Raw genomic sequence first — 14,704 nt, forward strand, 5'->3', positions numbered from 1 at the left:
CGACCGCCTCCTGCACCGATCCGTAGTCATCAACCTCGACGGCGAGTCCTACCGACTACGCGACCACCACGCCTCCACCGACACCCTCCGCCGAGCCACCACCGGCACCCGCCAACCACTACACTGACCGCTGCTCACAGGTGAGGAATTTCAACGAGCACACCTGGGGACTTTCGACGAGCGCGATCACTCCGCTGGGCGCCGGATCCAGCTCGAAGTCCTCGGTGTGGGCCACGATCAAGGAAGTACCACGTAGACCGCGAATTCGCGCGTTTCACGCCCAGTCGCTTCGCTAAATGGCCACGGCTGCGTCGTCGACTCACGAACGGTCGTTGTGTCGATCAGATCGCAGCGACCCCGCGACTGAACTTTGGTCGCCCTGTCGAGAAGAACCCCGCGCAATCGGCACGAGCCGAGCAACCCTCGCACTCCTGCACGTAGGCATTTTTCCAATCTGAGATCGATCGCACAGCAAAGCGGCGGACCGCAGGATCGAGCACGCACAAAGGCAGGTTGTAGACCGAGACGTTCACTCCGGCGGCGGAGAGGACATCCACGCCTGCCTTCAACTGTTCCTGATAATCGAGCGGATCAATCCACAGCGTCTCGTCATTGGCGATCGCGAAGCCGGTGTTCTCCATGCCCATCAGAGCCACGTGATCCACGAACGGGAGATTTCGGGCGATCCACGAGCAGGTCTCGCGTAGCCGCGGGGCGGTGACGGCATGCAGCACAACACGTATTTCGACTCGCTGGCCACGGTCCTTGAGATGAAGCACGCCGAGCACCGTTTCGTCGAACGCTCCCTTGGCCTGGACGACGTAATCGTGAATGTGGTCTACCGCCGCATAGATGGGAATTCCGGCCGAGAGCTTCGGGTGATCGACTGCCGCCCACGCATTTGCTACTTCGGGAGAGGAGAAAGCACGCCCGTTGGTCAGCACGTGTATCGCAGTGTCCGGGAGCAGATCACGCGTCAACTCGAGGAGCCCGGTGAATCGGCGCCACTCGGTGAGCGGTTCACCTCCGGTGAACGTCAGAGCGGATGTCGCGGGATCGACCAGCGAAAGGCTCTGCGCGATCTCATCGATCAGCCACCCGTCATCGACTTTCCTCGGCGGCTGAGAGCACATCAGGCAGTAGTTGTTGCAGCGTTCGGTGACCAGGAAGAAGTTGTGTCTGGAGGATCTGCGGTAGAGCACCCGCACCCGACCAGACTTCGGGTAGATACTCAGCACGTCGCCGTCGCCAAGTTCGGCCAGCATCGCCGGAACTCGCACGTAGCTCATCGACATTGCGTCCGGGCGCGCGTCGCGCCCAACAGCGAGCCTGTAGCCGCGCTCATGCGCCAGCGCCCAATCGTCGTCTTTCGTAATCAACGCGGCGTCGCGATCGTCGGCCGGGTGACGATCCGGGGACCGAAGTCGTACCGACACCCGTTCCCCGCCCACTCCGACTATGTCTGCCAGAGGCGAACGTGCAGCAAGCACAAGCGGTTTCACGATGCCCATCTCCGAAGGATGGCGGCGTCCTCGGGGGAATGTTCCAGCAGTTCGAACAGGTGAGTGATGACACCTTTTTGCCGCGCGCAAAACTCCGATAGCGGCTTGATACCCAACAAATCGCCCTGCGTCGCATGGTGATAGACGGGATCAGCTCCGCAGTTGGGCTCAAAGACACACGTTGAGCATTGCGGCGCCGTTTGCGTCAGCGAGTTCGCGACTGCCGAGAGAAGAGTGTCGGACAGCACGAGGTCTCGATATCCATGGTCGCGGACGTTGCCGAGTTCGAAACTGCGGTCGCCCATCTCGGCGAGCATGCGGCCCTCGTCGGAAGCGAACACCGTCCCGTCATAGTTGTATACGAGGGCTCCGAGCCCTATACCGGCCGGACTTCGCAGATCGACGTAGCCAATTGGCTCGTCGCTTAGCATCCGTCGCAGGATCAGCGCTGAATAGAACTCAGGAAAATGGCGGCCAGACTTGTTGACCTGCAAGATATAGCGAAGACCGCGCTTCCAGAATTCGAGCCATTCCTGGGCGTCATATTTATGGAACTGCTTGTTCTTGATCGCGAATCCGTAGGGAGAGAGCGGCCTGAGAAAAATCCCGTCGAGGTCCTGCCGCAGGTATTCGTCGACGATCTCCTCGACGCGACCCAGGCTTGCTTCAGTGGTGGTCATCAACGCCCCAACCCTGTCGGACCCCAGTTGATCCTTGATGCGCGCGATTCCCGCGACCGCAAGCTCATAGCTGTTTTGGCCTCGGCGGGGTCGGTTCATGTTGTGCAGATCTCGGGGCCCATCTAGCGACGTGCTGAAAAGAACGTCGTGTTCAGCGCAGAAGTCGAGCACCTCGTCATTGAGTAAGGCCAGGTTCGTGGCAATCACGAACTGCAGCTCCTTACCTAACGGAACCGCGCGACGCTTGGCGGTCAAGACGATCCATTGGATGAGTTCGAAATTCAGAAGCGGCTCGCCGCCCTGGAATTCGATCTTGATCAGCGGAGCGGGCGCAGACAGGGCAACATCGAGTGCCTTGGCGGCGGTGGCCTGGTCCATGTCGTAGCGTGCTCGGTCCCGGCTTTGCCGTGACACCTGGCAATACGGGCAGGAGTGCTCGCACCGCAGAGTGACAACGAACAAGTGCAAGGGTGTGGCCGCACGCAAGAAACTCAGGCGGCTACGCAAACGAAGGGCCAAGAGCTGCTGCTGCGCGCGTTGACCGACCGACCCGACGAAGAGTTTCTCGAACGCACGCTCGTAGAGACCATCGCCGGGTGTGAGATCGAGCGTGCACAGACGGTCGAGTTCCGCCGCCGTCATCTCCGCCATGTCGCCAACCATGTTGCCAACAAGGAATCGATCCGCGCCGAGTCGCTCAAACCTGATGGGCAGCAGTTGAAGCGCAGATGCCTCGGGACGGAATGCCTCCGGTGACGCGAAGCCGGACAAGACTCAGTCCCCGTCCGCCAGAGAGCCGAAAGCCAAGGCGACAATGACGTCTCGCAGTCGGCCAGTCTCTCTACTCACTTTCTCGCGGAGGTTTTCGTCTGTCACGAGGTTCAGGAAGTGAGAGCGCAACTCGCCGCCGCGAAGCTGCGGGTGCGATGGTGAAAGTCGGCAGACGTATCGGCCGTCCGCTTGGTCGATCTGGCACGTGGCTTGCCCGATTAGGCGGTAAGCGGCTTCTTGCAACGCGCCGAGCGATTGTGTCGACACGCTGAAGTCCACGACGACATCAGCCATTGAGAAGTTGCCCATCTGCCGTCAGCGCACGACGTGCTGGACACCAAGGAGGACAACTGCGATCAGTCATGGCGGTAGCCGTCGCAGTAGTGCCCGCCGCCAAGCACAGCGGTCAACGCCTGCTTGGCAATATTCACCGCGTCAGCTCCGGATACGCCGTAGACCTCTTCGAGTTCACTGGCGATGTCGTTCACACCAAAACCGTTGCTCGCCCGCGTGCACGCGACGTAGGCAACGTCGGTGGCCGGCGCCGGTGCGGGCGTGGCCGTGGTGCTCGGTGAGGCCGCTGCCGGCGGGACCACGGCAGGCGGCACATAGGCGGGTGGCGGTACGTACGGCACGTAGGGCACATAGGGCCCGCCAAATCCGGGGCTGGAAGACGCATGCGAAACATGTGAGGAGTGAGACGAATGCGACGAATGAGAACTGTGCTGTGGGAACAAAATGCCGTCGCTGGTCTGGTGCACAGTGAAGCTCAGCAGCTCCACATCGCCAGGTAGAGAAATCTCGGGCCCCACCGGGACCTTTTCCATCGCGTCCCGCGCAACCGGGTACGCGTCCGCATCGGCCGCCTCCCCGATTGGCGGTGCAGCCGCGGGAGTCGCGAGGGCTGCGAGCGCGGTAGCGAGGCTGACGATTTTCGGAGTGTCACGCATCTGGCTTCACCCCAGCAATCCGGAGCCAACCGCTGTGGACGAACTCGCCGTGTGCTCCATCGCCATTTCCTCCGTGACTGCGCTGCCGGAACGCTGTGAACTCGCTGTCGGAATTTATAGCAAGGTTGACGGCGGCGTCAGACCCCAACGGCGCTAATCGAAGAATTTGTCGGAGCGGAACCGCTTGTCGTCGGCAATGGGATCTGCCGACCGCTGTTGGGAAACAACAACTCAGGTTTCGAACGGGGGCCGACGGCTAGCGACTCGCGGCCGACATCACTGTCCCGACGGAGAAGGTCACCCAACTCCGTCATCGGCCCGGGGGGACCAATGTTACTGTGCCCCATGGTATTTGACGCGCAGACTGCGACGGGCATGCTTGCCCGAGGGTTAGGGCAGGCCGACCTCTTCTGACGGCAGTGTGGCCGAACCCGTAATCGACGGCTGGGCCTTGCTGACAGCCGGCTCAGTCGGTGGATTCGAAGTGGTCGTCGTCGCCCCCAGCGACATGACGGTGTGGCCGACAGTTGGCGGCGGCGGGGGCAGATGCACTGCCATGTTGTTGGAATCGCCGGACGTGGCACCTAGCCAGCCCAGCGCCACCAGTGCACCACCGCCAGCGACCGCGGCAAGTACTCGGACCCTGCTGTCGGCTGCCATGAGCCGAACCTCCCTGTTGTGTGCAAACCCCCGAATTCACTTCGCGCCGCGCTACCCGTATCGGCATGCGTCGTACTAGGTGGGTTGCCCCCGCGTCGCCCGTCCAAACAACGGATACGGGGGCACCGGGGGTTGCGCTGCCGTCGGGAGAGCGGCATACGAGTTACTGACCGTACGTGTAGCGAAGGTTCGCATTGATCAAGGTGTTGATGCGCTCTCGCAGGTGGCCGGTCAAGCCCTCATCGGGCACCGGCTCGTCGACGGTCAGAGTCCACCGCAGGTCGGTTCCGCCGCCGGCGCCGTCAGGCGGAAGCTCGAAGGTGATCCGCGCGTCCGGCCGAGGCCAAAGCGAGGACCACACCACGCACCTGGGCTCCCGGGACTCCAGCACCACGGGCGCCCTGCTCGTCGGGAAGCAGGTGCAGCCACGAACGGATACCGACACTCCGCGGCGACACCAAGTCGCCGAAGACGATGTGCGGCGGCGCGGGGAGGTTGCGCGACCGGCTTCCTATCTCGGGCACCGGCCCAGCGTGACACGGCGAGCGGCCAAGACGCAGCGCTCATGACGGCGAAGTTCAGGTCCGCCGCCCGCGCCGCCAGGCGGAAGCTGGGCGGCGTCACACGGGGGCCTTGACTGAGGACCTAGTCATATGTGACGATTCCGTCACTAACGAAGGAAGCGGAGATGGCCCTGACCGAGACTGATGATTCGCACACCAACGGCCGTCGGGCGCTTCTGCCCGCGCCGCCGTTCATGTCGCGCCGCCCCGTGGGTATCCCGTCGTACCGGCCCGATCTCTACAGCACGTCGGCGATCGTCGACCCGTATCCGCACTACCGCGCGATGCGGGACCTCGGACCCGTCGTCTGGCTGCAGCGGCAGCGGCTGGTCGCCCTGCCGCGGTACACCGAATGCAAGGCCACGCTTCGCGCCGACGACCTGTACGTGTCCGGCCACGGAGTCGCCGCCAACGCGCTGGCCAACCGGCTCTCCCGAGGGACGACCCTCAACAGCGACGGTGTCGACCACGACAGGCGCCGAAAGCTCGTCGCCCACCGCCTCATGCCGCGGGCGTTGCGCGGGGTCAACGCCTCGGTCGAGAACACTGCTCGTTCCATCGTCGACGCCGCCCTCGCCAAGGGCCGAGTCGACGCCGTCGCGGACCTGGCCACCGCACTGCCGCTCGCCGTGGTGCCCGATCTCGTCGGCTGGCCGAAGGACCAGCGCAACCATCTGATCGCCTGGGCCGCAGCGACATTCGACATTCTCGGACCCTTGAACCGGCACGCGCTGCGAGCCGTCCCGCGCAGCACCCACATGTTGCGCTACACCCGCAGCGTCGTCCACGACCGCAACGTTCTGCCAGGCAGCATGGCCGACGAACTGTTGACCGCCGTCGATGACGGCGCGCTGACGCTCGATGACGTACCACCCCTGATGATCGACTACATTGCGCCGTCGTTGGACACCACCATCAGCGCCATTTCCAGTGCGATCTATCTGTTCGCGACGCACTCCGAGCAGTGGGAACTGCTGCGAGCGGAGCCAACCCTGCTGTCGAACGCGATCAACGAAGTGGTGCGTATCGAATCACCGCTGCGGGCCTTCACCCGCAAGACGGCGCGCGACACCGAGATCGGGGGAACGCCCATTCCCGCAGGCACGCGCCTGCTTGTCATGTACGCCTCGGCAAACCGTGACGAACTGGAGTGGGAGAACCCCGACGTGTTCGACATCCGCCGCGACGCCGGACGACACATCGGCTTCGGCAACGGAGCGCACGCCTGCGCGGGCCAGGGTCTGGCCAGGATGGAAACAGCCGCCCTCCTCACAGCGCTGCTCGAACGCGTCGAACGCTTCGACCTCCAGGGACAGCCGACGTGGGCAGTCAACAACGTCATTCACCGCCTCGAACAACTGCCCGTCACCTTGGTGCCCAACAGAAACCGCGACTGATGGCCGAAGCAAACGGCCCCGAGCTGCTCGACGTCCACGCGCATTTCGTCACCGACGAGTATGTCGGCGCCGCCATCGCCGCCGGTATCGACCACCCCGACGGCATGCCCGCGTGGCCGTCGTGGACCGTCGACCACCAGATTTCGTCGGTGCGGGACAACGCAATTCGCTACGCGGTCCTGTCGTTGTCCTCCCCCGGCGTGAGCTTCGCCGGGACGGATGCGCCTGCTCTGGCCCGCCACGCCAACGACTTCGCCGCCGCGGCCATCGCCGAGCACCCTGCGCGCCTCTCCTACTTCGCCACCCTCCCGCTACCCGACGTCGAAACCGCCGTGCGCGAAGCCATCCGCACGACGGACAGCGGAGCGGCAGGCGTCATCGTCATGAGCAACGCCGGCGGGCAGTACCTCGGTGACGCCGCTCTGGACCCGCTGTGGGAACGCCTGGACGCGCAGCGCTCCATCGTCTTCGTGCATCCGACCTCACCGCCCGATGCCAATTTCGTATCGCTCGGTCGCCCTCGTCCCATCATCGAGTTCATGTTCGAGACGACCCGCACGATCACCGATCTCATCTTCGCGGGTGTCGTCGGCCGCTATCCCGACATCCGCTTCGTGATACCGCACTGCGGAGCCACCCTGCCGCTGCTGGCCGCACGCATCGAACTGTTCCGCAGCGTATGGCCGGCCCCCAATGGCGATCCACCCGGACCGCTGACGACCGACGACCAATTGCGCCGCATGTGGTTCGATCTCGCCGGGCATCCACTACCCACCCACGCCGCCGTGCTGCGTGACGTGGTCGGGGACGGACGCATCCTCTATGGCAGCGACTCCTGCTGGACACCGGAGTTCGCGGTCGGCAAGCAGATCGCCGCCCTGGACGCCGATCCCGACGTCGACTGGCGACAAGTCACCTCCGAAAACGCACGGCGGCTGTTCGGATAAACGCCCCTGGCCGGCGCTCGATAACGGTCCGCACCGCGAGCACAGAGCCTGCCCGGCCACCACACGTTGTTGTTGACTCGCACAATTCGCTGACCTGAGGAAACAAGAGTGGGCGCGGACGGTATCGAACCGCCGACCGCTGGTGTGTAAAACCAGAGCTCTACCACTGAGCTACGCGCCCCGTCGCAGGCACGGTACACGGCGGGGCACCCTGACCGGAAATCCGCTACGTGCGCAGGGCCGCCAATGCCTGCCGCCACACGGATTGGTCGCGTGGTTGACCGGGTTCCATGGTCTCGGCGAAGCGGATGACCCCGGAGCGGTCGATGACGAAGGTGCCGCGATTCGGATAGCCAGCATCGTCGTTGAAGACGCCGTAGGCCTGCGATACGGCGCCGTGCGGCCAGAAGTCGGACAGCACCGGGAAGGTGAAACCGCTTTGGCCAGACCAGATCTTATGAGTCGGCGGGGGCCCGACGGAGATCGTCAGCGTCGCGATGTCGTCGTTTTGGTAGGCGGTGAGATGGTCCTGGATCTCATCGAGCTCACCTTGGCAGACGGCGGTGAACGCCAACGGGAAGAACACCAACAGCACGTCTTTGGCGCTGCGGAAGCCGCTCAGGGTCACCGCGCGGCCGTTCTGGTCCCGCAGCGTGAAATCGGGCGCTGCGGTTCCCACCTCCAGCACTGGCTAGCGCCTGCCTGCCGCCTTGGACTTCGGCTGCACCAACCGGCTCGCCGTCCAGTCCCCCAGCTTGGCCGACGAGGTCTGCATCAACCCTGCTGTCGGAGCCGATTCGGCGATTTCGGCGGGCTGCACATGCCCGGGCTTGCCGGTCTTGGGCGTCACCACCCAGATGACCCCGTCCTCGGCCAGCGGGGTGATAGCGTCCATCAGCCGGTCCACGAGGTCTCCGTCACCGTCCCGCCACCACAGCAAGACGACGTCGACCACTTCGTCCGCATCTTCGTCGAGCAGCTCAGAGCCGCACGCATCCTCGATGTCGGCCCGGATGTCGTCGTCGGTGTCCTCATCCCAGCCCAATTCCTGGACTATCTGATCCTTGTTGATGCCCAGACATTGGGCGTAGTTCGGGTCAGAGTCCTTCCCCGCCGCGACCACCGTCGATCCTCCTTCAGGCTCCAAGTGCACTCTTTGATGCGTTTTCGTCCTAATCGTCGCACGTCGGTGTCCGAGTACGGGCGCATGCCGGGCAGTTCATCGATACGCCTTGTCGCAGCGGTCCAGCGCGTTGGTCTTGGCGGTGTTGGATCGGTCGGTCGCGGCATTGATCGTGTCGACCGCCGCGTTGCTCGAAATGGCCGCCGCGAGCGCCCGCGCAGCGTCGACCCATTCGTTCAGCGCAGCGCGAAGATCAGGCGCGAGAGCATCGACGGAGCCAGAGCTGACCAGGTCAGCGCTGTGGTTGAGCGCGTCGGCTGCCGGGCCGACCTTGGACTGCACGTCGCCGTGGTTGTTGGCGGCGGTGACGTAGGCGTTGACGGCGTTGACCGCGTCGACCGATGAGGTGCTCATGTCCTCGCACACCGCATGGATGGCCTGGGTGGTCAGCGAGGCCTGGCGTTCCGACTCACGGGTCGCCGAGCTCGACTTCGACGCGTCGATCGAGGCCGAGATCGAAGCCCGGTACAGCTGAGCGTCCTGTTGGTCGGCGACAGCGGCGCCGTCGGTCATGCGGGTGCAGCCGACGATCACCATGGCGATCGACGCCGCACTCCCCACCGCGAACGCGGCGACGCGCAGCCGCGTCCGACACTGTCCACCCACCAGCACGGTCTGCAGACGTTACCGGCTGGAACCGATTCCGATGGGTTCATTGCACTCGACACCCCAGCGGCATGAATACGGCACGATAGGTGGACGATAGAGGACGCCACAAGCACCCATGAGTTGTTAACCGCCTAACAAGGAGCGGAAGTTGACCACCGAGTTCGCGCGCCAGGATCTGGCTCAAAACTCCACCACCGCAGCCGAACACGACCGGGTTCGCGTCATCCGGGAGGGGGTTGCCTCCTATCTTCCGGACATCGATACCGACGAAACCACGGAGTGGTTGGAGTCGTTCGACGAGTTGCTGGAGCGCTCCGGTCCCGCCCGGGCCCGGTATCTGATGCTGCGCCTGCTGGAACGTTCGCGGGAAAAGCGCGTCGCGATCCCGGCACTGACGTCGACCGACTACGTCAACACCATCCCGACGGACCTGGAACCGTGGTTTCCCGGCGACGAGGACGTCGAGCGACGCTACCGCGCCTGGATCCGGTGGAATGCGGCCATCATGGTGCACCGGGCCCAGCGCCCGGGAGTCGGTGTGGGCGGCCATATTTCGACCTACGCGTCGTCGGCGTCGCTGTATGAGGTCGGCTTCAACCACTTCTTCCGCGGCAAATCTCACCCGGGTGGCGGCGATCAGGTCTTCATCCAGGGTCACGCCTCACCGGGCATCTACGCCCGTGCGTTCCTGGAAGGCCGGCTGACAACCGACCAACTGGATGGTTTCCGTCAGGAACACAGCCATCGCGGCGGCGGCCTGCCCTCCTACCCGCACCCCCGGCTGATGCCCGACTTCTGGGAATTCCCCACGGTGTCGATGGGTCTGGGCCCGATGAACGCGATCTATCAGGCCCGGTTCAACCACTACCTGCACGACCGGGGCATCAAGGACACCTCCGATCAGCACGTGTGGGCGTTCCTCGGCGACGGCGAGATGGACGAGCCCGAGAGCCGCGGCCTGATCCAGGTCGCCGCCAACGAGGCGCTGGACAACCTCACCTTCGTGATCAACTGCAACCTGCAGCGGCTCGACGGCCCGGTGCGCGGTAACGGCAAGATCATCCAGGAGCTGGAGTCGTTCTTCCGCGGAGCGGGCTGGAACGTCATCAAGGTGGTCTGGGGCCGCGAGTGGGATGCCCTGCTGCATGCCGACAAGGACGGCGCGCTGGTCAATCTGATGAACGTCACCCCCGACGGCGACTACCAGACCTACAAGGCCAACGACGGCGCCTACGTTCGCGACCACTTCTTCGGCCGCGACCCGCGCACCAAGGCCCTCGTCGAACCGATGACCGATCAGGAGATCTGGAACCTCAAGCGCGGCGGCCACGACTACCGCAAGGTGTACGCCGCCTACCGGGCCGCCACCGAGCACAAGGGCCAGCCGACGGTCATCCTGGCCAAGACCATCAAGGGTTACACGCTGGGCAGCCACTTCGAGGGCCGCAACGCCACGCATCAGATGAAAAAGCTTGCGCTGCAAGACCTCAAGGATTTCCGCGACGTCACCCGCGTGCCGATCTCCGATGCCCAGCTCGAAGAGGATCCGTACCTGCCGCCGTACTACCACCCCGGCCCGGAAACTCCGGAGATCCGCTATCTGCTGGATCGCCGCCGCGCCCTTGGCGGATTCGTGCCGGCACGCCGCAACAAGAGCACCCCGTTGGCGTTGCCCGCGTCGGAGTCCTATAAGCCGCTCAAGAAGGGCTCGGGCAACCAGGCCGTGGCCACCACCATGGCGACGGTGCGTACGTTCAAGGAACTGTTGCGCGACAAGAACATCGGGCCCCGCCTGGTGCCGATCATCCCCGACGAGGCCCGCACCTTCGGCATGGACTCGTGGTTCCCGTCGTTGAAGATCTACAACCGCAACGGGCAGCTCTACACGTCGGTGGACTCGGCATTGATGTTGGCCTACAAGGAATCTGAGGTCGGCCAGATCCTGCACGAGGGCATCAACGAGGCCGGGTCGACGGCGTCGTTCACCGCCGTGGGCACGTCGTACTCCACCCATGACGAGCCGATGATCCCGATCTACATCTTCTATTCGATGTTCGGGTTCCAGCGCACCGGCGACGGGCTGTGGGCGGCGGCCGACCAGATGGCCAAGGGCTTCGTGCTCGGCGCCACCGCGGGCCGCACCACGCTGACCGGCGAAGGCCTGCAGCACGCCGACGGGCACTCGCTGCTGCTGGCGTCGACCAACCCGGCTGCGGTGACCTATGACCCGGCGTTCGCCTACGAGATCGCCCACATCATCGAGAGCGGGCTGCAGAGGATGTACGGCGAGCACGCCGAGAACGTCTTCTTCTACATCACCATCTACAACGAGCCCTACGTCCAGCCTGCCGAGCCGGAGAACCTCGACGCCGAGGCACTGCTGCGCGGCATGTACCGCTACCGCGCGGCAGCCGAGCCGCGGACCAACGCCGCCCAGATCCTGGCTTCGGGCGTCGCGATGCCCGAGGCTCTGCGGGCGGCAGACCTGCTGGCCGAGGAATGGGATGTCGCGGCGGATGTGTGGTCGGTGACCAGCTGGGGCGAGCTCAACCGCGAAGGCGTGGAGATCGAGAAGCACCGGCTGCGCCACCCGGACAAGCCGTCGCTGACGCCGCACGTGACCGCCTCGCTGGCGGATGCCGCAGGGCCGGTCGTGGCGGTGTCGGACTGGATGCGCGCCGTGCCTGAGCAGATCCGGCCCTGGGTGCCCGGCACCTACATCACGCTGGGCGCCGACGGGTTCGGCTTCTCCGACACCCGCCCGGCCGCGCGCCGCTACTTCAACACCGACGCGGAGTCGGTGGTGGTGGCCGTGCTGCAGGGGCTTGCCCGCGACGGCAACATCGACGAGTCGGTAGCCGTCGAGGCCGCCCGTAAGTACCGCATCGACGACGTGTTCGCCGCCGCGGTCTCCTACGCCGACACCGGCAGCGCCTAGCGTTTCCGGCGGTTTTCTCCGGCGAGCAGATGCCGCGGTACCGGAAACGCGGCGTGTCGCGAACCGCACTGTCTGCTCGCCGAGAAACCGTTTGGAGGAATCCGCCAGAACTTCGGCGTAGCTTTTAGGGATGACCGACAATCGGTTCGTTCCGCCGAAGACCACGGTCGAGGTGCTGGAGGCGGTGCCTGACTCGACGCTGCGCCGCTTGAAGCAGTACTCCGGCCGGCTGGCCACCGAAGCCGTGCATGCGATGGAAGACCGGCTGTCATTCTTCGCCGAGCTCGACGCGTCGCAGCGGGCCAGCGTGCAGCTGGTGGTGCAGACCGCCGTCGTCAACTTCGTGGAATGGATGCGCAACCCGCAAAGCGACGTCGGCTACACCGCGCAGGCCTTCGAAGTGGTGCCGCAGGATCTGCGGCGTCGGATCGCCCTGCGGCAGTCGGTGGAGATGGTGCGCACCACCATGGAGTTCTTCGAAGAGGTGGTGCCGCTGTTGGCCCGCTCAGAAGAGCAGCTGACCGCGCTGACGGCCGGGATCCTGCGATACAGCCGTGACCTGGCGTTCGCGGCGGCCAGCGCCTACGCCGACCAGGCCGAGGCTCGCGGCGCCTGGGACCGGCGGATGGAGGCCAACGTCGTCGACGCCGTGGTGCGCGGCGACGTGGGGCCCGAATTGCAGTCCCAGGCGGCGGCGCTGAACTGGGACGCCACCGCACCCGCCACGGTGATCGTGGGACTGCCCCACCCCGACCGCATCGATATGGCCAGCGACGACGTGCGCGACATCGTGCAGCGCCACGACCGGGCCGCCCTGTCAGACGTGCACGGCACCTGGTTGGTCACCATCGTGTCCGGCCCGTTGTCGCCGACCGACCGGTTCCTGACCGATCTGATGACGGTGTTCGCCGACGGCCCGGTGGTGATCGGTCCATTGGCCCACACCCTGACGGCCGCGCACCGCAGCGCGACCGAGGCGATCTCCGGCATGAACGCGGTGGCCGGCTGGAGCGGTGCCCCGCGGCCGGTCCCGGCGCGCGAGCTGCTGCCGGAGCGCGCACTGCTCGGCGACATGGACGCGATCGCGGCCCTGGCGACAGAGGTCATGCGCCCGCTGTCCGATGCCGGACCCGCACTGACCGAAACCCTTGACGCGTACCTCGATTCCGGCGGCGCGATCGAGGCGTGCGCCCGCAAATTGTTCGTTCATCCAAATACCGTCCGGTACCGGCTGAAACGGATCGCCGACTTCACCGGGCGCGACCCGTCGGTACCCCGGGATGCCTACGTGCTGCGGGTGGCGGCGAGCGTCGGGCGACTGAGCTCGCAGCCGTCTCAGTCGAGCACGTCAAACACCCTTGCCAAGGCGGTTCCCGCCATCGGACCGGCCGGCGGTGGCGGACGTCGGGCCTGGTAGCGGGGTTCTTGCCAAAAACCTGGGTCGCGACCGGGTATCGAGAATGTCGCATCACGTGCAGTTTTGTAGACATCCCACAAAAACCTAAGACAAGGTTCATAATCTCTTACACGGCGCAAAACCAACTTCACAGTGTTCTCTTAATGACGTGCCTCAAGGACCCGTGCTCGCATTGCTCGCCCCCGGACAGGGCTCGCAGACACCCGGCATGCTCACCCCATGGTTGGAGCTGCCAGGTGCTGCCGACCGTCTGGCGGCCTGGTCGCAGATCAGCGGCCTGGATCTGGCTCGTCTGGGCACCACGGCAACCGCCGAGGAGATCACCGACACTGCGGTGACACAGCCTCTGGTGGTGGCCGCAACCCTGCTGGCCCACGAGGAACTCGTCCGCCGCGGCGTCCTCGACAAAGTGGCCGCCGCCGAAACCATCGTGGCAGGGCACTCCGTCGGTGAGATCGCCGCCTACGCGATCGCCGGGGTGATCTCCGCCGACGATGCGGTCAAGCTCGCCGCCACCCGGGGCGCCGAGATGGCCAAGGCCTGCGCTGTCGAACCCACCGGCATGTCGGCGGTGCTCGGTGGCGACGAGGCAGAGGTGCTCGCCCGCCTCGAATCGCTCGACCTGATCCCGGCCAACCGCAACGCCGCGGGCCAGATCGTGGCGGCCGGCGCAGTGGCGGCCCTGGAGAAGCTGGCCGAGGATCCGCCGGCGAAGGCCCGGGTACGCCAGCTGGCCACCGCAGGCGCCTTCCACACCCACTACATGGCTTCCGCGCTCGACGGCTACGCGGCTGCGGCGGCGTCTGTAACGACCGGCGAGCCCACCGCGACACTGCTGTCGAACGCCGACGGGCAGCCCGTCACCTCGGCCGCCGATGCGATGGAGAAGCTCGTCGCTCAGCTGACCAAGCCGGTGCGCTGGGACCTGTGCACCGCGACCATGCGTCAGCACGAGGTGACCGCAATCGTCGAATTCCCACCGGCAGGCACGTTGGCCGGCATCGCCAAGCGGGAACTCAAGGGCACGCCGACGCGCGCCATCAAGTCCCCCGAGGATCTCGACACCCTCACCGAGCTCTAGTCCATC

General features: G+C 65.3%; 13 protein-coding genes, 1 tRNA gene and 2 pseudogenes. 6 read left to right on the forward strand and 10 right to left on the reverse strand.

Annotated features, from left to right (window positions below):
- Positions 1-127 (forward strand): annotated as a pseudogene (locus RMCB_RS36690) (IS21-like element helper ATPase IstB); the annotation flags it as partial.
- Between the two features lie 214 nt (positions 128-341).
- On the opposite strand, the gene hxsC reads toward RMCB_RS36690, so the two are convergent.
- The 6 genes and pseudogenes from hxsC to RMCB_RS37005 form a co-directional block, all read right to left on the reverse strand.
- On the reverse strand, positions 342-1,511 hold the full coding sequence (gene hxsC / locus RMCB_RS27890) for a His-Xaa-Ser system radical SAM maturase HxsC (RefSeq protein WP_062831345.1): 1,170 nt from the start codon (positions 1,509-1,511) through the stop codon (positions 342-344).
- Positions 1,499-2,953: a His-Xaa-Ser system radical SAM maturase HxsB gene (hxsB, locus tag RMCB_RS27895; protein WP_062831346.1), complete on the reverse strand. Its 1,455-nt coding sequence runs from the start codon at positions 2,951-2,953 to the stop codon at positions 1,499-1,501. Before hxsB ends, hxsC begins: the two co-directional genes overlap by 13 nt.
- 356 nt (positions 2,954-3,309) lie before the next feature.
- Positions 3,310-3,588 carry a hypothetical protein gene (locus RMCB_RS36695; protein WP_165606340.1) on the reverse strand — a complete coding sequence of 93 codons (279 nt, stop codon included), beginning with the start codon at positions 3,586-3,588 and terminating at the stop codon, positions 3,310-3,312.
- 42 nt (positions 3,589-3,630) lie between these two features.
- Positions 3,631-3,903 (reverse strand): annotated as a pseudogene (gene hxsA2, locus RMCB_RS37000) (His-Xaa-Ser repeat protein HxsA2); the annotation flags it as partial.
- 390 nt (positions 3,904-4,293) lie between these two features.
- Positions 4,294-4,563: a hypothetical protein gene (locus RMCB_RS27910; RefSeq protein ID WP_062831349.1), complete on the reverse strand. Its 270-nt coding sequence runs from the start codon at positions 4,561-4,563 to the stop codon at positions 4,294-4,296.
- 163 nt (positions 4,564-4,726) lie between these two features.
- Positions 4,727-4,924, reverse strand: a complete 198-nt coding sequence (locus tag RMCB_RS37005; protein WP_407662147.1) for a hypothetical protein — start codon at positions 4,922-4,924, stop codon at positions 4,727-4,729.
- Between the two features lie 396 nt (positions 4,925-5,320).
- Between RMCB_RS37005 and RMCB_RS27920 the strand changes: the two genes are divergently transcribed.
- Entirely contained in the window at positions 5,321-6,523 is a 1,203-nt protein-coding gene (locus RMCB_RS27920; protein ID WP_062831395.1) for a cytochrome P450, read from the forward strand.
- Positions 6,523-7,470: an amidohydrolase family protein gene (locus RMCB_RS27925; RefSeq protein WP_062831350.1), complete on the forward strand. Its 948-nt coding sequence runs from the start codon at positions 6,523-6,525 to the stop codon at positions 7,468-7,470. Before RMCB_RS27920 ends, RMCB_RS27925 begins: the two co-directional genes overlap by 1 nt.
- A gap of 109 nt (positions 7,471-7,579) precedes the next feature.
- On the opposite strand, the gene RMCB_RS27930 is transcribed toward RMCB_RS27925, so the two are convergent.
- The 4 genes from RMCB_RS27930 to RMCB_RS27945 all read right to left on the reverse strand — a co-directional run bounded on the left by RMCB_RS27930 (position 7,580) and on the right by RMCB_RS27945 (position 9,265).
- A tRNA-Val gene (locus RMCB_RS27930) sits at positions 7,580-7,651 on the reverse strand.
- A gap of 45 nt (positions 7,652-7,696) precedes the next feature.
- Complete coding sequence (locus tag RMCB_RS27935; protein ID WP_062831351.1) at positions 7,697-8,158, reverse strand: peroxiredoxin; 462 nt, start codon at positions 8,156-8,158, stop codon at positions 7,697-7,699.
- A 3-nt stretch (positions 8,159-8,161) separates the two neighbouring features.
- Positions 8,162-8,593, reverse strand: a complete 432-nt coding sequence (locus RMCB_RS27940; protein WP_062831352.1) for a DUF3052 domain-containing protein — start codon at positions 8,591-8,593, stop codon at positions 8,162-8,164.
- Positions 8,594-8,689: 96 nt separating this feature from the next.
- Positions 8,690-9,265, reverse strand: coding sequence for an Rv2240c family protein (locus tag RMCB_RS27945; protein ID WP_029373728.1), 576 nt, complete (start codon positions 9,263-9,265; stop codon positions 8,690-8,692).
- Positions 9,266-9,410: 145 nt separating this feature from the next.
- Between RMCB_RS27945 and aceE the strand changes: the two genes are divergently transcribed.
- From aceE to RMCB_RS27960, 3 genes are all read left to right on the forward strand, one after another.
- Positions 9,411-12,200, forward strand: a complete 2,790-nt coding sequence (gene aceE / locus RMCB_RS27950; protein WP_062831353.1) for a pyruvate dehydrogenase (acetyl-transferring), homodimeric type — start codon at positions 9,411-9,413, stop codon at positions 12,198-12,200.
- Between the two features lie 130 nt (positions 12,201-12,330).
- Positions 12,331-13,617 (forward strand): PucR family transcriptional regulator, encoded by a 1,287-nt coding sequence (locus RMCB_RS27955; protein WP_029373730.1) that lies wholly within the window; start codon positions 12,331-12,333, stop codon positions 13,615-13,617.
- 163 nt (positions 13,618-13,780) lie between these two features.
- Positions 13,781-14,698, forward strand: coding sequence for an ACP S-malonyltransferase (locus tag RMCB_RS27960; RefSeq protein WP_072278558.1), 918 nt, complete (start codon positions 13,781-13,783; stop codon positions 14,696-14,698).
- Positions 14,699-14,704 lie beyond the last annotated feature (6 nt).

It is taken from the genome of Mycolicibacterium brisbanense (assembly GCF_001570425.1).
Lineage (GTDB): Bacteria > Actinomycetota > Actinomycetes > Mycobacteriales > Mycobacteriaceae > Mycobacterium > Mycobacterium brisbanense.